The following is a 20156-nucleotide window of genomic DNA, read 5'->3' on the forward strand; positions in this document are numbered from 1 at the left end:
CCCCGGAATCCCAACGGCGAGGCCCCGGCGAGCCGCGTGGCCCCGCCCTTGCCATGGGAAGGCTCCGCAACCTCCAAGGAGCCCATCCCCATGAACTTCCCGAAGCCATCCGCCGTCCCCCACCTTCCCCGCCGCGCGCGGACCCTGACCTGGAGCCTGCTGGTGCTCGCCGCCGCCGGCTGTGGCGCCAGCGACAGCGACGGGCCCGGCGCGCTGACGACACGCCCCCAGGCGCTCGCCACGCTGCCCACGACCTGTCTGGACATCCGGACCGCTCAGCCGAGCGCACCGGACAGCGACTACACGCTGTACCTGGCCGGTGACGCCAGCGCGAACTGGACGGCGTACTGCCACGACATGGCCGGCACCCCCAGGGAGTACCTCACGCTCGTGCGCACGGACGCCGGCTCCAACTTCTCGCAGTACACCGCTGGCGGCGCCTCCCCCGGCACCGATGTGCGCACCTCCTACACCCGGCTGCGCATCGACCCCATCACCCTGCGCGTGGACACGGCGGACCAGACCTTCGCCTCCTCCACGGGCGCGCTGACACACTCGCCGGACACCGTCACCGCGATGCCCTACGGCGTGGCCATGGCCTGCCGTGCATCGCAGGGCGTCGGCAACATCGACCTCCGGGGCACCCCGTTCACGGTGGAAGCGAGCGCGTTCGGCGTGGGCGGCGCGGACGCATCCGGCGCCGCCGTCTCCAGCGAGGAGGGCCAGGTCGTCACGCTGTCCGGCGGTGGCGCCTGCGGCTGGGTGGGGCCGCAGGGCAGCTACAACCCCTACAACCAGCACGGCGTCCCGCTCCAGCTCGGCTACCGCGGCGGGAACCGCCCCGCGTCGTGCCAGGACGTCCTGACGTTCAGTCCCGGCGCGCCGGACGGCGAGTACACGCTGTTCGTGAACAAGGATCCGCTGAAGCGCTGGACGGCCTGGTGCAAGGACATGGCCGGCACGCCCAAGGAGTACCTCCCCCTCGCGCACACGGAGGAGGGCACCAACTACTCGCAGTACACGGCGGGAGGGAACTCCCCCGGCACCCACGTGCGGACCCGGTACACGCGCGTCCGGCTGAACCCCGTCACCCTGGCCGTGGACACCGGCGACCAGAGCTTCGCGGCGTCCACCGGCCTCCTCATGCACGTCAACAAGGAGCGGGTGACCGCCATGACCTACGCGGCGGCCATGGGGTGCAGCACGACGGGGCTGGCGAACGTGGACCTGCGGGGCACGCCCTTCTCCGTGCCCACGGGCGCCATCGGCCGCGCCGGCCCCTCCAGCGGTTCATCGTGGTGGACGTTCGGCGCCAACAACCAGGTGGTGGAGATGCGCGGCTACGGCGGCTGCGGCTGGGTGGGCCCGCTGGGCAGCTACAACCCGTTCAATCAGAACGGCGCCCTGCTGCCCCTGGCGTACACCGTGCCGCAGCCGTAGCCCCGGCGTTCAGGGCGAAGGCACCAGCCCCGCGCCGGGCTTCACCAGCACGGCGCGGGAGTAGGCCATCTGGAAGCCCAGGCGCATGGCGTTGCGCTCCGTGGGGATGCCGGGCGAGGACATGATGGCCGCCAGGTCGCTGCCCTTCTCCAGCCCCCGCGCCAGCCGCGCGGCGATGAGCGCCTGCTGCACGCCGCGCCGCCGGTACGCGGGCAGCACCGACGTGCCGAACAGCGAGGTGAGCCCGTCGCTCACCTCGCAGCTCCCGGCCCCCGCCGCCACGCCGTCGATCCACGCCACGTAAGAGTCCGAGAGGGGATTGCGCGCCGCCTTCAATCCCATCTCCCGGAAGACCTCCGGCATCGGCTCGCCTTCCGGAACGAAGCCACTGCCGGCGACCTCCACGAACCTGTTCACCGCCGCGTCGTCGGACGGATCCACCCGCTCGACACGCAGCCCCGGGGGCGAGCCCTGCGTCAGCCGCGCCAGGTCCTCCCCCGCGTGGAGCGGCCGGTACAGCACCGTCTCGAACTCACGCAGCACGAAGCCCCGGTCCGCCAGTCCCTTCAACAGGGCCTGCGGCGTGAAGGGGCTCAGCTCCGCCTTGGGCTCCACGCCGCGCGACGCGAAGAAGTCCACCAGCGCGTCCAGCTCCGCGTCCGTGACGTCGCGCTCGAAGCCGTAGCCACACGACTTGTTGATGTAGGAACCCACGCCGCCGAACGCCATCCAGCCGTCCGCGAGCGGCGCGGAGGCCGTCGCCAGCGCCGCCGCGGAGGTGCCCTGCTTGTGTTCGAACCGCCGCGCGATCTCCACCAGGTTCACGTCATTCATCCGGCCCTATTACACCGGGGCGGGCCTCCGCGTCAGTGCGAGGGAACGCTCCCCAGCCCCTCACCCATGCCCCGCATGTCCCGCACCCCGGGCCCCAGCGGACGCACCTGGCCGGGCACGTAGGTGGAGGCCATGTCGAACACGGTTCGCAGGGCCTGGGCGCCCAGCCCCTCGCGCGCCGCGTTGTGGAGCAGCCCGGTGTCCTGGTGCGCGGCCCCGCAGAAGACGCCGCCCAGGCCGTGGGCGGCGGCGAACTCCGCCTTCGCCTTCACCGTGCGGGGCGTGTCCAGGGTGATGAGCTGCCGGGCCTCCTCGCTGTAGAGGTAGTCCGCGTCCGCCCAGCGGTCCGTGCACAGGTCGAAGCCGTTGCGGCCCACCGGCGGCCGGGCGGAGAAGTCCACCTGGTTGCGCAGGAGGTCGTACAGCTCCACCACGCCCGCCTCGAAGGTGCCCAGCGCGGCGCCCTCCAGGTTGTACTGGAGCGAGTCCCGGCTGGCGCCCGCCGCGGCCTGCCCTTCCGCCGCGTAGCCCAGGTGCAGGCACCCCGGATCCACCTTGCGCGACAGGAGGGACTCCACCGCCAGCTCGATGGAGTGCGGGGAGCCCGGGTAGCGCTTGAGGTTCGCGTGGTGGACGACGGCGCGCGACGTCCCCGGGCTGAAGAAGTCGAAGCCCTTCAGGTAGACGCGGTCCAGCCCCACATCCCGGAGCACCGGCACGTTCACGAGCCGCAGCTTCGCCAGGTCGCAGCTCGCCGCGACGGAGATCTCCTTGCGGCCCAGGCTGCGCGCCGCCCCATCCAGCGCCGCGCGCAGCTCCGCCACCAGCCGGACGTAGTTCGCGCTGTCGTCCTTGGAGGACTCGTCGCTCGCCAGCCACCCGCCGCCCAGGCAGTCCCAGTCCAGGTCCACGGAGGAGAACATGGGGAAGAGGGCGAACATCTCCACGATGCTGGAGACGAACTCCGCGCGCTCCCGGGGGCTGGCCGCCATCCCGGAGAAGTGGCCGGACATCAGCCACCCGCCCACGCAGAACGCCAGCTCCAGCGCGTGTCCCTGCGCCGCGGCCTGCTGCTGCAGGTTCCTCAAGCCGCCCAGCATCCCCAGGGCCCGCTCCTGGGAGAAGTACAGCGCATGGTAGTTGGTCAGGCTGGCGCCCACCTTCGCCATGGACACGCCCTGGAAGGGGAACGACGCCACGTCCTGCAGGTAGTCCACGATGGTGACGCGCCCCCGCCGGTCCAGCTGCGCTCCCCGCGCGTGCTTGCGGATCTGCGCGGCGCGAGGCCCTGCATCCCCCACGATGCCCAGCGAACCGAAGATGAGCCGGTCATACGCCGTGGGCGGCAGGCGTGAGACATCGAAGCCACGGCCGAAGAAGCGCGGCTCCTCCAGGCCCAGCGGCCGGCCATCCTCCAGGCCCAGGTCTGAAACATAGGCGGACAGCCGGGGCGCTCCCGGGGCCCGGGGATACGTGTTGTAGACAGGCCGGCCCACGCGGACCGGCGTATAGGAGAGGTTGTTCCCCAGGCCGTCGCCCCGGTAACCCACGGTCCGGTAGGCCCGCCGCGTCGAGACATCGTCCAACGCCAGCGCATCCGGGACGAACGTCTCCGGCCCATCCTGCTTCGGCTCCATCCGCCGCATCCCAGCCCATCCCCGCTTCGGATCCATCATGACCTGTCTTCCCTTTCACCGTTTGGAGAAACACCGCGACATCAAACACAGACAATAAATGCGACGCCCCGGGCGCCCGCGCCACGCCGTCCCGGGGGCAATGCCTTACAAGGCAGACAGCAGCGTCCGGAAGACGGGCTTGTCCTCCAGCTGTTGCTGGAACGCGGCCACCAGCTGGTGCGCCTGCGCGCCCGGCATCAGCGGGAGCGCCTGGTAGTAGAGGCAGCCCTGGAGGAAGAGCGACGGCGAGGACCGGGCCGCCTTCCGCCGGGGAAGTTCCAGCCCCTGGCCCACCGCGCCCAGCAGGGTGAGCATCTCCGTGGCGAGCGCGCCCAGGAGCAACAGCCGGTCATGCTGACCGGGCGGATGCGGCCCGCCGGAGTCCTGCGCCATCCGGGCGAGCACCGGAGGTGAAAGGAGCTCCGGGGCCGGGTCCTCCAGCCGCGCGGCCATGTCCACGACCGCCTTCGCCGAAGCGGTGCGCAGGCTGGTGGCGAGGCACCAGGGTGCCCGCGGCGCTCCCCGCCCCGCGCAGACGAGCGCCACCACGGGGACGCGCCAGGCAGTGAGCCGCACGTCCCGCACCCGCCCCGGGCGCATCGACGCGGGGGCCCACGCCGAGGCTGGACGGCAGACCCCGCCGTCGTGGAAGGCCTCCGTCTCCGGAGCCACCCGCACGACGTAGTCCAACCGCAGGGCGCCCAGCCGTTCCAGGAGGTGGGGCGTGCCGAAGCCCTCGTCCGCCACCAGCACGGCCCGGAGCGATGGGGGCACCAGCTCCCGCAGCCGCACGAGCACCGCGTCCTCCACCTCCGCGCGCACCCGCGGCAGCGCGGCGTCCTCCACCGTCCTCCACAGCAACGGCGTGGGCGGGCTGCGCTTCGCCAGCAGCGACGCGACCAGGGTCGCGTGCCCCTCCTTGGGGAAGCGCAACCAGCGCAGGACGAGGAGCGCCCGCGAGCGCTGGCCCAGGATATAGGGCACCCAGGAAGCGAAGAGGCTCCACGCGCCGGGAGGCGCCACGGGTCGGGTGGATGGGGGCAAGGAGCAGCGAGGGGACATGGATGGCTTCCTCCGGATCAGCGTCCGCGCGGCCAGCGCAATGACTGGCGGGACCGGAAGCTGAAGCCCGCGCCCGGGGGCAGCAACTGCATCCCAGGTCCAATTCCCGGGAAGACAAATGCGACACATCCCCAAACACACACCTGAACAGGACAATCTGGCATTTCGACACGACCTGGAAGTACAGGACCATGCCCCAGGGGGCCAAAAGCCTAGACAATCCTTGCACGCGCGGGCATGGATCCGCGCAACAACATATTTTGACGACAGTCGCGACGGCGCCGGTATCAATGATTCAGGGACGGGTTCCGGGGACGGGTGGGAGGGTGCCCCCTTGGACCTGGGTCCACGGGCTCCTCTCCGTACCCTCAGGCACATCATCCGCCCCAGGGGCAGTGAGTGCGTGCGTGGAACCACCCTGACCGGACCTCGTGGCCGGATAGCGGAGCACCTTTCCTGCCATCCCGGGCGCTGCCCCACCGTCCCCAGGTCCAGGGGCTGCCGCCCCGCCGGCCGGATGCCCGTCACACCCAAGGAACGGAACCTGGGCTGCGTGAGTCCCCGGGGGGCCGCTTACTGATTGTATCAAATGGGCAGACAGACACGGCCTGTGACTTCAGGCCACGCACCCGCGTACGGCACCGGCTTGAATGGCAACCGCCCTGCACCCAAGGCTCACGCGAACGGTGTTTCAGGTTTCGCGATAAAGCCAATCACCCGGGTCCTCTCCCCGGTGGCGGGGCGGCCGGTGCCGGCGAGGAGAGCAGTCCGTCCAGCATGCCGTAGGCGTAGAGCGCCGCGAAGGCATAGGCCCCCACGAGATAGGAGACATTGAAGGCCCTGGCCGTGGGCGCGTCCTGCTCCGAGTAGCGGCCGTCGGAGCCGCGCAGGGACAGGGCCACGCCCAGGGAGACGGCGGACACGGCGAAGGTCGTGCCCTGCCCCACCGCCAGCACGGTGCCCTTGGAGCGCTGGCCGTGCACGAGGTGGCCCACGCCAAACGGCACCAGGTACCAGCCCTGCGAAGCCGGACGGGATTCGACGAGAACGGGGATGGAGCTGGAGGGCGTGGGCAGGAGCTTGGGCGGCCGGCGTTGAGCTGAGCGCTGGATGATGCGCTCGTGGCGAAGGACGTTCACCCGTTCGACGAAGGCGATGAAGTCCGGCGGATACACCAGGGGGTCCAGCTTCGCGTCGGGGTTGAGCGCGAGCCCCTCCACCGCCTCCTGCTCCGCGCGGGGCAGGTCCTCCTGGGCGTGGAGCGTCGCGGAGAGCAGCAGGTGGGCCTCGGACTCCTCCTGGAGGTTGGAGAGCCGCAAGGGCTGAAGCAGGCCCTCCAGCGAGACCCGGGCCCGGGGGAGGTCGCCGGACTGATAGGCCTCGCGGGCAGGGCCCAGCGAGGAGGACGCCGCGAGCACCAGGGCCACGATGGCGGTCTTCATGGTGACGCCTCCAGCACGACCGTGGTGCGGGTTCCCGCCACCGCGTTGAGCGCTTGCCTCAGCACGTTGCCCCCGGGGTCCCGGGCGGACAGGAGGTGGCCTCCGTGCGTGAGCTTCACGGGGTTCGGCAGCGGGGCCACGCCCACCTCCAGGCCGTCGACAAAGACGCGAGACGCGGCGGGCGCGACGATGGTGACCTCCGCATCCCGCACGCGCAGGGAGACTTCACGGGAGACGGTTGCGCCGGCAGCCACTTCGATCAACTCCTCGACGGGTTCGCACAGGGGATTGTCGAAGCGGAGCCGGTGCGTTCCGGGAGGCAATCGCAGCTCGCGAAGCCGTGGGGTGTAGCCCCGGCTCTGGCCGTCCACGAACACCTCGGCCCAGGGGCGGGTCACCACCGTGAGGGTCGCGAAGTCCTGGGCATCAGGAACGCGCACAGGCAGCTCCGAGCCGGTGGGCCCCCGCTGCGAAGCGGTCTGGGATGAAGGTGCCAGCGGAGCGGAGGACCTCCGGGGCAGGTTGCCCCGCGTGTCAGGGCGGGCCGCCCGGGCTGGAGTCTCCGCCGCCTTCGTCACAGGTCGTGCATCCGGCGGAGGAACAACGGGGGCATCCGCCAACGCGGTCGAACTGGAGGCTGAAGAATGAGCCACGGGGACAACCGTCGGGGGATCGGAATCCGCGTCACGCTCACGCGAACTCCATCCCCACGTCACCAGGCCCCCCAGCACTCCCGCAAGGATCACACCCGCGACAGGCCCCTTCCTCCGTCCCGACCACGCGCGCCGGAGCAGGCCTTTCTTCATGGGGCGTGAGCGCAGGAGCGCCAGCACTTCGGGGGCCCCGGGTTGGAGCGCCAGCGCGGCGTTGAGACACCGGGCCGCCTGGGCCCCCTGCCCCGCCGTGAGCAGCGCACGGCCTTCGCCCAACAACCGCTGGAATCCGTCCTCGCGCCAGCGGGCCCCGGAGGCCTCTGGTGCCAGGAAGAAAGCGCGCGACGCTTCAGGGGGAGCACCGACCCACGACCGCAGCACCGCATCCAGTTCCCGCGCCAGCGCGGCGCCATCCGCGGGCCGGTCGCGAGCATCCCGGGCAAGGCACCGAGCGACCAGCGCGCCCAGTGACGCGGGAGTGCCCGGTGCGACGTCCAGCAGGGATGGCGCATCGCGTGTCATCACCGAGACCGCCAGCCGGGCACTGCCCTCCCCAGCGTGCGGCGTCGTGCCCGTGCACAGCTCGAACAACACGACGCCCACGGCGTAGACATCCGACGCCGGAGACCACGCACCGGTGTCGATGCGCTCGGGCGCCATGTACGCCAGCGATCCGATGACGGCCCCCGTGCTCGTCAGCCGGGTCCGGTCCGCCAGCGCGGCGATGCCGAAGTCCGCGAGCTTCAGCGGGCCGCCGCGCGCCACGAGCACGTTCTCCGGTTTGACATCCCGGTGCACCACGCCGCGCGCATGCGCCGCTTCCAGCGCGCGAGCCAGCTCCCAGCCCAGGAGCGCGACGGCTTCCGGCGGCATGGGGGCCAGGCGCCGCGCCAGCTCGCGAAGGTTCTCACCCTGCACCCACTCACAGACGAGGAATGGGCCGCGCACGGCGTCCTCGCCAAAGTCATGCACCGCCAGCACATTGGGGTGCTGGAGCGACGCCACCACCTCCGCCTCCTGGCGGAAGCGTTCGGTGAAACGGGCCTCCATGCCCGGATGCAGCACCTTCACCGCCACGCGACGGGACAGCCGGAGGTCGAGGGCCAGGAAGACCGTCGCCATCCCGCCCCGCCCCAACTCCTGCTCCAACTGGTAGCGGCCGGCCAGCAGTTCGCCCGTCATCGAGCGGGCACTCTAGGAAGCGCGATCCTGGCGAGCAAACGCCGGGGCTGCGTCACGGCTGGCACACGCGGAGGGTGGAACCAGGAAGCAGCACGCACGCACCGGGCTTCGCGTCAGGACACTCCGCATCCGACCGGCAGGGTTGGTGGCACTTCTTCCCACTCCCGGAGTCAGCACAGAAGCCGCAGCGGGTGCAGTCCATGGAGGTAGTGCAGTAGCTGCCCAGGGTGGCGGGAGTCATTCCCTCGCAGGTCTCCACGCACGTGGATTCCGGTCCACACAGGTAGCCCACGGGACATCCCTGGCCACAGCCCTGCACACAGCGCCCCCCCGTACAGCGCGCGTTCCCGGAACAAGAGGTGGCCGCGGAGCAGGGCTCGGTGAGGCGGGGGCCGTCCTCGCAGTCCTTGAAGAAGAGATTGCAGCGCTGTCCCGCCGGACACTCCCGGTCTGCGTCACACGGGCTCGAACAGGAACTTTCGCTACAGCCCGCGTCCGGCGCCTCGCGGACCTGGATGTCGAGCGGACAGCCCGGGCCCACGACCAGGACCAGGAGCACGAGGAGGAACGAAAGCGAGAAGCGCATGGGGGTGGATGCAGGAGTACTTCAACGCGCTGGGCGAACGCACGCAGTGGCGATCGCTCGGAGCCGCTACTCCTCCTCCTGAAGCCAGAACCATTCTTCGTTGGACCGGAGCGCTCCGCCCAGAAACTCCGAGAAGGAACCCGCGATCTGCCGGTTGTAGGCAGGGTCCGGAAACGCTTCGCGGTAGCCATCCCGGATGACGTACCGTTCACCGGCCTCCTGGCTCACGTCGACAAAGATGTAGTTGGTATCCCGGACCTCGTAGACCGCGTACCAGGACGCGGGGCCCGCCCTGTCCGTGTCTTCCTTGAGCAGGACGACGCGAGCGCGGCGAATCTTCGCCAGTGGGTAGAAGAAGAAGGCGGGATCGACGCGGTCGGACAGCTTCGCGCCGTCGCAATGCAGGTAGAAGGCACGGAGGTCCGGGTCCAGGCGCCATCCCACCCGCTGCTCGAAGGCATCGATTTCCGATGGAGTCGCGGGCGGATTGGGGAAGTGGAGCCGCGACACCTGTTCCAGCATTGCCGACATGGTTTCGGAGCTACTCGCCATAGGGGTGATCCACTCCGACACGCGTCCATGGAGGCTGATTCGCGTAGCACTGGTTGTAGGGCCCTAGCAGATCTTCGTGGAGGTCCTGGGGAAACGGCAGGAGGTTGGTGGAAGCTGCATCGCCACATCCCATGCTCAGTCCTCTTCCCCCAGGTAGCGGAACACGGAGCGCAGACCGATGCCCAGGGCCCGGGCCGCCTCCTTCTTGCTTCCGCCGCTCCGGGCAATGGCCTCACGCACGTAGCGCGACACGAAGGCATCGCGCGCCTCATCCAGGGGCACCAGCGGCGCCGGGTCCGCGGCCAGGTCCAGGTCCTCGACGCCGATGAGCTCCCCTGACGCCAGGATGGCCGCGCGCCGCACCCGCGAGACGAGCTCGCGGACGTTCCCCGGAAAGGGATGACCGCGCAGGGCCTCCGCCGCCTTCTGCGTGAACCCCCGCGCGCGAGCCCCCTCCTGCTTCAGGACGTGGTGCGCGATGAGCAGCACGTCCTCGCCGCGCTCGCGCAGCGCGGGCACCTCCACGCGCACCTCATCCAAGCGGAAGAGGAGGTCCTCGCGGAAGGCTCCCCGGGCGACCAAGGCCTTCAGGGGCTGGTGCGTGGCGGCGACCACGCGCATGTCCACCTTCCGCGGCCGGTGCTCTCCCAACCGGGTCACCTCGCGCTCCTGCACGACGCGCAGCAGGCGCGACTGGAGCGACAGCGCCATGTCTCCAATCTCATCCAGGAAGAGCGTGCCTCCATCCGCCGCCTCCACCAGGCCCGCGCGGTCGGAGGTCGCGCCGGAGAACGCCCCGCGCACATGGCCAAACAGCTCGCGTTCGATGAGCGACTCCGGCAGCGCCGCGCAGTTGATGGCTACCAGCCGTCCCCGCCGGCCGCTCCGCCGGTGAAGAGCGCGGGCCACCTCCTCCTTGCCCGTGCCCGTCTCCCCCTGGATGAGCACGTGTAGCGTCGTAGGCCCCAGACGCTCCACCTGCCGGTACAGGTTCCGCATGGCCGGGGACTCACCAATGAGCCCTTCGAACGTGGCCGCGGCGATGCGCTGCGTGAGGCTGTCCACCTGGGCCCGCAGCTCGGTCAGCTCCCGCGACGTGGCCAGCAGCAGCGCCGCGAGCGACGACAGCGCCATCGCCTCCTCCAACTCGCGAGGAGAGAACGGAGGACTGCCCAGTCGCCGTCCCAGGTACACGGCGCACAGCGGAGCGGAGCCCGCGCGAAGCGGCAGCACGAGCGCGGAGGTCAGCCGCAGGGCCAGGACACTGGGAGCCCCCGCGAGCGCCGCCTCCGCCGCGACATCCGGCACCAGCACCGGAGCCCCCGAACCCACGACCTGATCCACCAGGCTGTCCACCACCACCGAAGCCGGAACGGAGCCGGTGGCCCCCAGCACCTGCCGCCGGTCGCCCTCCACCGACACCAGGAAGCCGACGTCCGCGGAGGTGACGTCCGCGATTCCCCGCAGCACGGCCTCCAGCAACTCCGACGCAGGACGCTGCACGAGCAGCCGCGAAGCAAAGTCCGTCAGCACGCCCAGCAGCCGGGAGGGCGCCGCGGAAGGCTCCGCCCCAACCGGGGCCTCGGAAGCCGTCAGCGTGAGCGAGGCCTTACCCAGGCTGAAGGCCGCCCCCGGCTCCAGCGGTGACAGCTCCACCCGCTTGCCGCGCACCCGGACGTCGCAGTCCGGAGCAGCGGCGGACACCGTCCACCCGCGCGCGTCCCGGAACAGCAGGGCGTGGCTGCCCCTCACTCCGGGCGCGGAGAGGACGACGTCGCACGCGGGCTCGGAGCCCACGGACACCACCGGCTTCTCCAGCGCGAAGGAACGTCCGTCCGGCAGGGTCAGGAAGAAGCGCATGCGGCGGACGAGTCTAGGACGGACCCGAGCAAGACGTCCGACGGCCTCCGCCTCACTCCTTCGTGAGGTCGTAGACCTCCTGGATGTTGTGGAGCGTCTGGACGAAGTCCAGCTTCAGGTCCTGGAGGATGCCGTTGCGCAGGTCGAACACCCATGAGTGCACGATGGGGAAGCCGCGCGCCAGGTAGGACTTCTGCACGGCGGCCGTCTTGATGATGTTGATGCTCTGCTCCAGGACGTTGAGCTCCACCAGCCGCTCGTAACGCTGGGTTTCATCCGAGATGCCGTCCAGCTCCTGCTTGTGGAAGCGGTACACGTCGCGGATGTTGCGCAGCCAGGGGTTGAGGATGCCCAGGTCCTTGGGCTGCATCGCCGCGCGCACCCCGCCGCAGCCGTAGTGGCCGCAGACGATGATGTGCTTCACGTCGAGCTGACGGACGGCGTAGTTGATGACCGCCATCACGTTGAGGTCGACGTTGTTCACCAGGTTGGCGACGTTGCGGTGCACGAACACATCACCGGGCGCCAGGCCCATGATCTGGTTGGCGGGCACGCGGCTGTCCGAACACCCGATGTAGAGGAAGTCCGGCTGCTGCGACACCGACAGCTTGGCGAAGTAGTCCGGATCCGCGCGGAGCTGCTCCTCCGCCCAGCGCTGGTTGTTCTCGAAGATCTTGTCGTAGGGCGTCACGTCCGTGACGCTCGCATGAGCAGGGCCCATCGTCGAGCAGTGACTTTCCCAAGTGTCAGGCGCGGCCACGGAGCATCCAGTCCCAGTACAGGCGCGGCAGCCCGTACTTCTTGAGCAGCCACAGGTCGCGGCGCTCCACGAGGGTATTGATGAACGGAAGGCTCGGCGCGGGCCGGCCCTCGTAGTCGAACTCGGCGAGCAGCATCCGCCCGTAGCCCGTCACCAGCGGACAGGACGCATAGCCGTCGTACCGGCCAGTGGGCTCCCGCCCCTCCATCACGGCCACCAGGTTCTCGACGAGCACCGGCGCCTCCGCCCGGACGGCCGCCCCGGTGCGCGACGTGGGCAGGTCGCTCGCGTCTCCAATCGCGAAGACGTTCGGATGGTCCGGGTGCTGAAGCGTGTGCTTGTGCGCCTTGACCCAGCCCGCGTTCGGGCCGTCCGCGTGGGCCAGCGCGCTGCGCTTGATGAAGTCCGGCGCGCTCTGCGGAGGCGTGACGTGCAGCAGGTCATACCCCAGCGTCACCCGCTCCCGGCGTCCATCGCGCGTCACCGCGAAGACGGCCTCGCGGGTGCCCGCGCGCACCTCCACCAGGTCGTGGCCAAAGTGCGTCTCGATGCCGTAGCGGTCCACGACGCCCTCCAGCACCCGCGCGAAGGGCTGCACCGCGAAGAGGGTCCGCGCCCCCGAGCCGAAGACGACGCGCGACTTTCCGGCGAGTCCGTTGCGGCGCAGGTGATCCGCCACCAGGTACATGATCTTCTGCGGCGCCCCCGCGCACTTCACGGGCGTGGCCGGGTGCGTGAAGAGGGCCGTGCCGCCCTGGAACGCCCGGACCATCTCCCACGTCTTCGGCGCGAGCTGGAAGTCGTAGTTGCTGGAAACAAAGGGCGTCTGGAGTGCCTCGCGCAGGCCGCGCACCCGGTCCCAGTCCAACTGGATCCCGGGAGCGACCACCAGGAAGTCATAGGCCAGGCGCACCCCACCTCGCGTGAGCACCTGCTGACGGACGGGATCCACCTCCTCCGCCCGGTCCTGGATCCACCGCGTCCCCTCCGGGATGTAGTCCGCCTGCGGCCGCACGGAGCTCGCGATGTCCGCGGCGCCAGCGCCCACCAGCGTCCACAGCGGCTGGTAGTAGTGATGCGCCGAGGGCTCGAGGATGGCGACGCCCCGCACACCCTTGCGCCTCAGCCGCGCCGCGACCGTGAGGCCCGCGGTGCCGCCGCCGATGATCAGCACCCGGTGGTGCTCGGAGGCAGGCAGATGTTTGAGGGGGATGGGCGCCTCGCGGGGCGCGTCCTGGGGAGCGGACATGTGCGGCCTCCGTGAAGCACCGGCGCCGGGCGTTGAAGCAAGCCACCAGCCTGCGCGCCGAGGAAGCCGCGTGCCAACTGCCCCGCGAGGCGAACGCGCGTCACCGGGTTCACATCTCGCGAGTCCCCAGCGGGCTCACGCGCGCACGGCCTCCGATGGATCCTCGGCCTTCACACGCCGCGACGCGGACACGCGCCGGGCCACGGCCATGCCCGCGAGCATGGCCGGCACGAACACCCACGCGGCCGCGGCGCCGCTCGTGAGCGAGGTGAGCGCGGGCCCGGGGCAGTAGCCAGCGAGGCCCCACCCCACGCCGAAGAGGGCCGCGCCGCCCACGAGCCCCGCCTCCACCCGCTGGCGGGGGAAGGACGGGAACGTCGCGGCGAACAGGGGCTGCTCGCGCCGGAGGATGAGGCGCCGCAGCGGCGCGTGCACGGCGATGGCGCCGCCCATCACCAGCGCGAGCCGGAAATCCCAATCGCCCGCGACATCGAGGAAGGCCAGGACCTTCGCCGGGTCCGTCATGCCGCCCAGCCCCAGGCCGATGGCGAAGAGCAGTCCGCTGAGGAGCGCGCAGAGAGAAGAACGCATGGGTCAGAGCACGTGACGGACGAGGAAGACGGTGAGGACGCCGGTGGCCATGAACGTGAGCGTGGCCACGATGGAACGCACGGAGCCCCGGCTGATGCCGCAGACGCCGTGGCCGCTGGTGCAGCCACTGCCCAGCTGCGAGCCGAAGCCCACCAGCAGCCCGGCGCCCCCCAGCAGCGACGCGCGCCCCACGTCCAATGCCACGGGGGCCGGGAACCCGCCCGGATGCAGCCACGCCAGCAACAGGCCCCCCGTGAGCAGGCCGCCAAGGAAGAGGATCCGCCAGGCGACATCCCCCCGGACGGGGCCGAGCAGCGCCCCCACGACGCCGCTGATGCCCGCCACCCGGCCATGGGCGAGCAGCAGGAGGGAGGCACTCAGCCCGATGAGGGCTCCACCCAGGAGCGGAAGGACAAATGGAGAAGACATACCTTTCTCGAAGCCTGATTTCTGGCGGAGGATTCAGGGCCGTAGCGCGAGCCCCCGCTGAACCCGCTTCCCCCCATCATGGCGCGCCTGGACCGAGACCTCGACATGCTCTTCCGCCAGCTCTTCGACTCCGAGTCCTCGACCTACACCTATCTCGTGGGTGACGAGGCCACGCGCCAGGCCGTGCTCATTGATCCGGTGCTGGAGCAGGTGGACCGCGACCTGCGGCTCGTGGGCGAACTGGGGCTCGTCCTCTCCTACGTCTTCGACACCCACGTGCACGCGGATCACGTCACCGCGTCCGGCATGCTGCGGGAGCGCACGCGGTGCCAGGTGGTGGCAGGCGCGGGCGGGGCCGAGTGCGTCGACCTCCAGGTGCGGCACGGCGACACGGTGCACGTCGGACAGTGTGTCTTCCAGGTGCTCGCCACGCCGGGCCACACGGACGACAGCGTGAGCTATCTCCTGGGGGATCGCGTGTTCACCGGGGATGCGCTGATGGTGCGCGGCAACGGCCGCACCGACTTCCAGAACGGGAGCGCGGGCCAGCTCTACGACTCCATCACCCGCGTCCTCTTCCCGCTCCCGGACGCGACGCTCGTCTTTCCCGCGCACGACTACCACGGTCACACGTCGACGAGCATCGGCGAGGAGAAGCGGCACAACCCGCGGCTCGCGGGCAAAAGCCGCGAGGAGTTCATCGACGTGATGAACCACCTCGAGCTGCCCCGCCCCAGGAAGATGGACCTCGCCGTCCCGGCCAACCGCGCCTGTGGACGGACGGGGCCCAAGGCGCCCGGGGCCTGACGTCAGGCCGGCTTCGCCAGCGCCGCGTCAATGGCCTGCACGAGGCGCGGATCCTCCGCCGTCACGTCCGGAGCGAAGCGGCCCGCGACGCGGCCATCCCGGCCGATGAGGAACTTCTCGAAGTTCCATTGCACCTCCGGCTGCGGGTTGGGCTCGATGCCGTAGCCCTTGAGGTTCGCGCGCATGGGCCCTTCACCCGTGGCCTCCGGGATGGCGCCCGTGAGCGCGTGGTAGAGCGGGTGCTTGTCCTGCCCCACCACGGAGATCTTCGAGTACAGCGGGAAGGTCACGTCGTACTTCAAGGTGCAGAACTGCTGGATCTCCGCCTCGGAGCCCGGCTCCTGCCCCATGAAGTTGTTCGCGGGGAAGCCCAGCACCTCCAGGCCCTGTCCCTGCTTGCTCGCGTAGAGCTTCTGCAGGCCTTCGTACTGGGGCGTCAGGCCGCACTTGGAGGCGACGTTCACCACCAGCAGGACCTTGCCCCGGTACTGACCGAGCGTCCGGGGAGCACCGTCGATGCCTTTGAGGGGGATGTCGTAGAGGTTCTGGCTCATGGTGAGGCTCGGTCTCCGTTCGAGGGGGCGGCCACTCTAGCGCAGGCTCGCGAAGGGGCGCCCCGTAAGCCGGCCCGGCAAAGTGCCAGCCCCGGTGTGGTGATTTGCGGCGGTCGCGGGGTGGCCGGATGCGCGGGCCCCTGGAGGGAACGGCTGGCCCGGCCCTTGCGTTGTGTGGACTCCCTCCCGCCCCATGCACCGGCTCCTCGCTCCCCTCCTCCTCTTGCTCGTCGCCCTGGCCAGCGTGGCGGGCGGAGCCGTGTGGTTCATCCAGCGCGACCGGCAGGCGCTCGTGGAACAGTTCGGGCGAGACCGGCAGGCCCAGCTCGACGAGGCCGCCAGCGGCGTCGCCCGTTCGCTCGAGGACCTGGGGGACAACCTGCGCTTCGCGAGCGAGCTGCTCGCCCAGCCCGGCTCCGCTGGAGACCATCACAACGAGCTGCGCGCCCTGCTGGAGGCCGTGGGCCAGTACCGCGCCATCGCCGTGCTGGGCCCGGATGGCGAAGAGCGCCTCTTCCTGGTGGATCACAAGTCGCGCCACCTGCCGAGGGAAGCGGTCCATCCCCCGGCGCTCGCGGACACCGCGCGGCAGGCGCTCACGGCCCCGGTGGGGCACGTCATCCCCTCGCATCCCATTGAAGGCGCCGCGTCCTCCGGGTGGATGCGCGTGTTCGCCACCCGCATCGACTCCGGCGCGCCCGGGGGTGGAGGCGCCGTCGCCATCCTCGTGGACACCGAGCCCCTCTTCGCGCCGCTGCGCGTGGTGACGGTGGACGGGAACACGCGGTTGCTCCTGCTGGGCGCCCACGGCACGCCCGCGCCCATGAGCGACCCGGCCCTGGCGTCCTGGCATGGGCGCCTGGGCGAATCCGCGGGCACGCTCGTGCCGGGGCTGCGCGCGATGGTGGAGCGGATGCGCGCGGGCGCGTCCGGGACGCTGCGGCTCAACGAAGCGGAGGCCCAGCGCCTGGGCCTGGGACCGGCGGACGCGGTGGCCACGTTCCGGCCCCTGCGCATGCGAGGCGAGGCGTCCTGGTCCGTGGCGACGCTCTCCTCCACGAGCGCCCTGCGCTCCCACGAGCGCACCCTCGTCCTGCGCCTGTCGCTGGCGGCGCTCCTCATCGCGGTGTTCCTGGTGGCGTTCGGAACCTACGTGGTGCTGGCCAACCGCCGGGCCGTGGCGCTCCGGGAGAGCCTGCGACACGCCGCGAGGTTCGCGCACCTGCACGAGGAGACGCAGAAGATCCTCGACCACATCCCCACGGGCATCCTGGCCTTGAGCCACGAAGGCCGCATCAGCGCGGTGAACCAGGCCTTGCGCGCGCGCCTGCCCGCCACCGCCGTGGGGAGCACCCTGCCAGAGGCCTTCCCCACCGCGCCCGCGGCGGCGGTGCAGCGGCTGGAGGCGATGGTGCTGTCCGCGCGGGACAAGGGCGCCGTGCGCAGCCTGCACGGCGAACCCCTCAGCCTCTTCAATGAGAAGGACCAGTTCAACGTCCACGCCGTCCCGCTGGAGCACGGCGACGGAGAGGTGAGCACGCTGCTGGTGCTGGAGGACCTGAGCAACGTGCGCATGCTGGAGGACCAGCTGCTGCGCGCGGAGAAGCTGGCCACGGTGGGCGTGCTCGCCGCGGGCGTGGCCCATGAAATCGGCACGCCGCTGGGCATCATCCGGGGCCACGCCGAGTACATGCTCCAGAAGGTGGGCGGCGTGGAGCACCCGCAGGGCCGGGGCCTCAATGCCATCGTCACGCAGATCGACCGGGTGAGCCGCATCATCCGCCAGCTCCTGGACCTCTCGCGCCTGCAACCCGCCCGGGCCGGCGTCGTTCCCCTCGCACCCGTCGTGCGCGGCCTCCAGGAGCTGCTCGACGTGGAGGCCGAACGCCGGCACGTGCACTTCGAGCTGGACGTGCCCGAGCGGCTGCCCAGCCTCGCTGCGGACGCGGATCAACTCCAGCAGGTGCTGCTCAACCTCGCGCTCAACGCCTGTGATGCCTGCACTGCCGGAGGCCACGTGCGGCTGAGCGCGTCGGTGTGCGCGGCGGGAGATGCCGGGGCGGTGGAGCAGGTGGAGATCCGCGTCCAGGACGATGGCCGGGGCATCGCGCCGGAGCACCTGCACCAGGTGTTCGACCCCTTCTTCACCACCAAGAAGCGGGGCCAGGGCACGGGCCTGGGATTGAGCGTGGTGGCCCAGATCGTCCGCAATCACGGTGGCCAGGTGGGGGTCGACAGCGAGCCCGGCCGGGGCACCGTCGTCACGCTGCGGTGGCCGGTGGCCGCCGCTTCCGGCTGGGAGGAACGACATGCCGTCTAGCGCGCGCATCCTCGTGGTGGATGACCACGAGGAGATGGGACAGATGTTGAAGGAGCCCCTCACGGACGCGGGCTATCGCGTGGACCTCTCCACGGGGGGCGCGGACGCCATCGCCCAGCTGCGGGCGCGCGTCTACGACGTCGTGCTGTGCGACCTGCGCATGGAGGAGGTGGACGGGCTGGACGTGCTCGCGGCGGCGCGCCGGCACGACCCGGAGCTGCCCGTGCTGCTGATGACCGCCTTCGGCGCGGTGGAGAGCGCCGTGGAGGCGATGAAGCGGGGCGCCTGGCACTACCTCACCAAGCCCTTCCGGCTGGACGAGGTGCTGCTCCACGTCGGCCGTGCGCTGGAGGCCCGGCGCCTGAGGGCCGAGCACCGCGACCTCAAGCGCCAGGTGGCCCAGCGCAGCGGCCTGGGGGCGCTCTTGGGCCACAGCGTGCCCATGCGGACGCTCTATGAGCTCATCGACCGCGTGGCGTCCTCGGAAGCGCCGGTGCTCATCCGGGGAGAGAGCGGCAGCGGCAAGGAGCTGGTCGCGAGGGCGCTCCATTCCGAAGGGCCCCGCAGCCAGGCGCCCTTCGTGGCGGTGAACTGCACCGCCCTGCCCCATGCGCTGCTGGAGAGCGAGCTGTTCGGCCACATCAAGGGCGCCTTCAGCGGCGCCACCACCACGCGCCGGGGCCTCTTCGTGGAAGCGGACGGAGGCACGCTCTTCCTCGATGAGATCGGGGACATGCCTCCGGAGCTCCAGGCGAAGCTGCTGCGCGTCCTCCAGGACGGCGAGGTGCGGGCCGTGGGCGCGGACGGCTCGCGCCGGGTGGACGTGCGCATCCTGGCCGCCACGCATCAGGACCTGGACGCGCGCGTGAAGGAAGGCCGCTTCCGGGCGGACCTCTTCTACCGGCTCAATGTCGTATCGCTGCGCGTCCCGCCGCTGCGTGAGCGCACGGAGGACATCCCGAAGCTCGCCGAGCACTTCGTGACGCAGGCCCGCGCCCGCAATCCGCGCTCCCCCGTCACCACCCTGGCCCCCGAGGCCGTGGCCACGCTCGGGCGCATGCCCTGGCCCGGCAACGTGCGCGAGCTGGAGAACCTGGTGGAGCGGCTGGTCGTCCTGGGCGCGCAACCCACGGTGGACCTGGCCCAGCTGAAGCTGCACACCACGGACGCCGCGCCGGAGGTCCACCCGCTGGCCGCGGCCCACGGACAGGTGGTGCCGTTGAGACAGCTGGAGGGTGAATACATCGCGTGGGTGGTCGCCCGCTGTGGAGGCAACAAGACGCGCGCGGCGGAGCTGTTGGGGATTGATGTCTCCACCATCCACCGCAGGGAGCGGACCGACAGCGGCGTTTCGCAACGCTAGAACGCCGCGCTTTGCCAGTGATTGCGCCGCACCGCACGCGGCGCCAGACGGGAGGACAGCGGCACAGCCCTTGCTCATGTATCAGGGCATGAACCGAACCCACCTGGTCCTCCTGCTGTCAGTCATTGGTCTCACCGGTTGCGCGCGGCGCGCGGCCAACACGAACACGGCCGACGCGGCGGTCCATCCGCCGGCCCCCTCCGTCAGCGACCGCGGCAATGCAGCGCGGCCCGCGCCCGACGACACGGAGCAGGCGCTCGCGGCGCTCAACGCGGCGCCCATCTACTTCCCGCTCGACTCCTCCGTCCTGCCGTCCGAGGCCACCGACGAGCTGGCGCGCATCGCCCAGGCCCTGCGTCAGCGGAGCCTCGCGAAGGTGACGGTGGCGGGCCACACCTGCGAGCTGGGCACGACCGAATACAACATCGCGCTGGGCCAGCGCCGTGCCGCCAGCGTGCGCGCCTACCTGGTGAACCTGGGCGTCGAGCCCGCACGCATCTCCGTCATCTCCTACGGCGAAGAGCGCCCCGCGGACGCGAACGCCCCGGAGAAGAACCGCCGGGCGGAGTTCTCCTTCCGGCTGGCCGAACAGGCCCGCGCCGGCGAGCTGTAAGTCCTTTCGATCCTCCATCGCTTCCCCATCCACATGAGCCCCAGCGAAAACGCCCCCCTTCCGCCGTCCCCTGTCCGTTCCATGCGCTGGCCCCTGGGTATCGCCGCGGTCGTGGCGCTCCTGGCGGGAACGAGCTTCTTCGTCCTGCGCACGTCGGAGCCGCCCCCCGCCCCTCCGCCTGAA

The 20156-nt window shown here is 70.8% G+C and carries 17 protein-coding genes; 5 read left to right on the forward strand and 12 right to left on the reverse strand.

The genetic code is table 11. The features are described 5' to 3' along the window. Window positions 1-90: 90 nt before the first annotated feature. Window positions 91-1440 carry a GON domain-containing protein gene (locus D7X32_RS12700; RefSeq protein WP_120602796.1) on the forward strand — a complete coding sequence of 450 codons (1350 nt, stop codon included), beginning with the start codon at window positions 91-93 and terminating at the stop codon, window positions 1438-1440. A 9-nt stretch (window positions 1441-1449) separates the two neighbouring features. Here D7X32_RS12700 and D7X32_RS12705 read toward each other — a convergent pair whose 3' ends face one another. The 11 genes from D7X32_RS12705 to D7X32_RS12760 all read right to left on the reverse strand — a co-directional run bounded on the left by D7X32_RS12705 (window position 1450) and on the right by D7X32_RS12760 (window position 14316). Further along, window positions 1450-2274, reverse strand: a complete 825-nt coding sequence (locus D7X32_RS12705) for a GNAT family N-acetyltransferase (RefSeq protein WP_120602797.1) — start codon at window positions 2272-2274, stop codon at window positions 1450-1452. A 32-nt stretch (window positions 2275-2306) separates the two neighbouring features. Further along, window positions 2307-3911, reverse strand: a complete 1605-nt coding sequence (locus tag D7X32_RS12710) for a glycosyl hydrolase family 18 protein (protein ID WP_158625667.1) — start codon at window positions 3909-3911, stop codon at window positions 2307-2309. Window positions 3912-4055: 144 nt separating this feature from the next. Beyond that, entirely contained in the window at window positions 4056-5012 is a 957-nt protein-coding gene (locus D7X32_RS12715; RefSeq protein WP_147450127.1) for a hypothetical protein, read from the reverse strand. 713 nt (window positions 5013-5725) lie between these two features. Next, the gene (locus D7X32_RS12720) at window positions 5726-6454 is read right to left on the reverse strand and encodes a hypothetical protein (protein ID WP_120602800.1); all 729 of its coding nucleotides are present in this window, start codon (window positions 6452-6454) and stop codon (window positions 5726-5728) included. Beyond that, window positions 6451-8289 carry a serine/threonine-protein kinase gene (locus D7X32_RS12725; RefSeq protein ID WP_120602801.1) on the reverse strand — a complete coding sequence of 613 codons (1839 nt, stop codon included), beginning with the start codon at window positions 8287-8289 and terminating at the stop codon, window positions 6451-6453. Before D7X32_RS12725 ends, D7X32_RS12720 begins: the two co-directional genes overlap by 4 nt. Before the next feature lie 652 nt (window positions 8290-8941). Then, entirely contained in the window at window positions 8942-9406 is a 465-nt protein-coding gene (locus D7X32_RS12735; RefSeq protein WP_120602803.1) for an SMI1/KNR4 family protein, read from the reverse strand. Window positions 9407-9562: 156 nt separating this feature from the next. Further along, window positions 9563-11287 carry a sigma 54-interacting transcriptional regulator gene (locus tag D7X32_RS12740; RefSeq protein ID WP_120602804.1) on the reverse strand — a complete coding sequence of 575 codons (1725 nt, stop codon included), beginning with the start codon at window positions 11285-11287 and terminating at the stop codon, window positions 9563-9565. A 52-nt stretch (window positions 11288-11339) separates the two neighbouring features. Then, window positions 11340-12008, reverse strand: coding sequence for a carbonic anhydrase (locus tag D7X32_RS12745; protein ID WP_120602805.1), 669 nt, complete (start codon window positions 12006-12008; stop codon window positions 11340-11342). Between the two features lie 25 nt (window positions 12009-12033). After that, window positions 12034-13296, reverse strand: a complete 1263-nt coding sequence (locus tag D7X32_RS12750; protein ID WP_147450128.1) for an NAD(P)/FAD-dependent oxidoreductase — start codon at window positions 13294-13296, stop codon at window positions 12034-12036. A gap of 135 nt (window positions 13297-13431) precedes the next feature. Next, entirely contained in the window at window positions 13432-13887 is a 456-nt protein-coding gene (locus D7X32_RS12755; protein WP_120602806.1) for a DUF6691 family protein, read from the reverse strand. Window positions 13888-13890: 3 nt separating this feature from the next. Beyond that, a complete protein-coding gene (locus D7X32_RS12760) occupies window positions 13891-14316 on the reverse strand; it encodes a YeeE/YedE family protein (RefSeq protein ID WP_120602807.1) in 426 nt (141 codons plus the stop codon). A gap of 105 nt (window positions 14317-14421) precedes the next feature. On the opposite strand from D7X32_RS12760, the gene D7X32_RS12765 reads away from it, so the two are divergent. Continuing rightward, a complete protein-coding gene (locus D7X32_RS12765) occupies window positions 14422-15123 on the forward strand; it encodes an MBL fold metallo-hydrolase (protein WP_120602813.1) in 702 nt (233 codons plus the stop codon). Window positions 15124-15125: 2 nt separating this feature from the next. Here D7X32_RS12765 and D7X32_RS12770 read toward each other — a convergent pair whose 3' ends face one another. Then, the gene (locus tag D7X32_RS12770; protein ID WP_120602808.1) at window positions 15126-15677 is read right to left on the reverse strand and encodes a glutathione peroxidase; all 552 of its coding nucleotides are present in this window, start codon (window positions 15675-15677) and stop codon (window positions 15126-15128) included. 193 nt (window positions 15678-15870) lie between these two features. Here D7X32_RS12770 and D7X32_RS12775 point away from each other — a divergent pair, with 193 nt between their 5' ends. From D7X32_RS12775 to D7X32_RS12785, 3 genes are all read left to right on the forward strand, one after another. Continuing rightward, entirely contained in the window at window positions 15871-17997 is a 2127-nt protein-coding gene (locus D7X32_RS12775; RefSeq protein WP_120602809.1) for a two-component system sensor histidine kinase NtrB, read from the forward strand. Beyond that, the gene (locus D7X32_RS12780) at window positions 17987-19360 is read left to right on the forward strand and encodes a sigma-54-dependent transcriptional regulator (protein ID WP_120602810.1); all 1374 of its coding nucleotides are present in this window, start codon (window positions 17987-17989) and stop codon (window positions 19358-19360) included. Before D7X32_RS12775 ends, D7X32_RS12780 begins: the two co-directional genes overlap by 11 nt. 88 nt (window positions 19361-19448) lie before the next feature. Further along, entirely contained in the window at window positions 19449-19973 is a 525-nt protein-coding gene (locus D7X32_RS12785) for an OmpA family protein (protein WP_120602814.1), read from the forward strand. Window positions 19974-20156 lie beyond the last annotated feature (183 nt).

This window comes from Corallococcus carmarthensis (genome assembly GCF_003611695.1).
Classification (GTDB): domain Bacteria; phylum Myxococcota; class Myxococcia; order Myxococcales; family Myxococcaceae; genus Corallococcus; species Corallococcus carmarthensis.

Excerpts from the sequence above, each read along its gene's own strand:
- D7X32_RS12700 (WP_120602796.1), top strand. The coding sequence starts at position 91 with ATGAACTTCCCGAAGCCATCCGCCGTCCCCCACCTTCCCCGCCGCGCG.
- D7X32_RS12705 (WP_120602797.1), bottom strand. The coding sequence starts at position 2,274 with ATGAATGACGTGAACCTGGTGGAGATCGCGCGGCGGTTCGAACACAAG.
- D7X32_RS12710 (WP_158625667.1), bottom strand. The coding sequence starts at position 3,911 with ATGGAGCCGAAGCAGGATGGGCCGGAGACGTTCGTCCCGGATGCGCTG.
- D7X32_RS12715 (WP_147450127.1), bottom strand. The coding sequence starts at position 5,012 with ATGTCCCCTCGCTGCTCCTTGCCCCCATCCACCCGACCCGTGGCGCCT.
- D7X32_RS12720 (WP_120602800.1), bottom strand. The coding sequence starts at position 6,454 with ATGAAGACCGCCATCGTGGCCCTGGTGCTCGCGGCGTCCTCCTCGCTG.
- D7X32_RS12725 (WP_120602801.1), bottom strand. The coding sequence starts at position 8,289 with ATGACGGGCGAACTGCTGGCCGGCCGCTACCAGTTGGAGCAGGAGTTG.
- D7X32_RS12735 (WP_120602803.1), bottom strand. The coding sequence starts at position 9,406 with ATGTCGGCAATGCTGGAACAGGTGTCGCGGCTCCACTTCCCCAATCCG.
- D7X32_RS12740 (WP_120602804.1), bottom strand. The coding sequence starts at position 11,287 with ATGCGCTTCTTCCTGACCCTGCCGGACGGACGTTCCTTCGCGCTGGAG.
- D7X32_RS12745 (WP_120602805.1), bottom strand. The coding sequence starts at position 12,008 with ATGGGCCCTGCTCATGCGAGCGTCACGGACGTGACGCCCTACGACAAG.
- D7X32_RS12750 (WP_147450128.1), bottom strand. The coding sequence starts at position 13,296 with ATGTCCGCTCCCCAGGACGCGCCCCGCGAGGCGCCCATCCCCCTCAAA.
- D7X32_RS12755 (WP_120602806.1), bottom strand. The coding sequence starts at position 13,887 with ATGCGTTCTTCTCTCTGCGCGCTCCTCAGCGGACTGCTCTTCGCCATC.
- D7X32_RS12760 (WP_120602807.1), bottom strand. The coding sequence starts at position 14,316 with ATGTCTTCTCCATTTGTCCTTCCGCTCCTGGGTGGAGCCCTCATCGGG.
- D7X32_RS12765 (WP_120602813.1), top strand. The coding sequence starts at position 14,422 with ATGCTCTTCCGCCAGCTCTTCGACTCCGAGTCCTCGACCTACACCTAT.
- D7X32_RS12770 (WP_120602808.1), bottom strand. The coding sequence starts at position 15,677 with ATGAGCCAGAACCTCTACGACATCCCCCTCAAAGGCATCGACGGTGCT.
- D7X32_RS12775 (WP_120602809.1), top strand. The coding sequence starts at position 15,871 with ATGCACCGGCTCCTCGCTCCCCTCCTCCTCTTGCTCGTCGCCCTGGCC.
- D7X32_RS12780 (WP_120602810.1), top strand. The coding sequence starts at position 17,987 with ATGCCGTCTAGCGCGCGCATCCTCGTGGTGGATGACCACGAGGAGATG.
- D7X32_RS12785 (WP_120602814.1), top strand. The coding sequence starts at position 19,449 with ATGAACCGAACCCACCTGGTCCTCCTGCTGTCAGTCATTGGTCTCACC.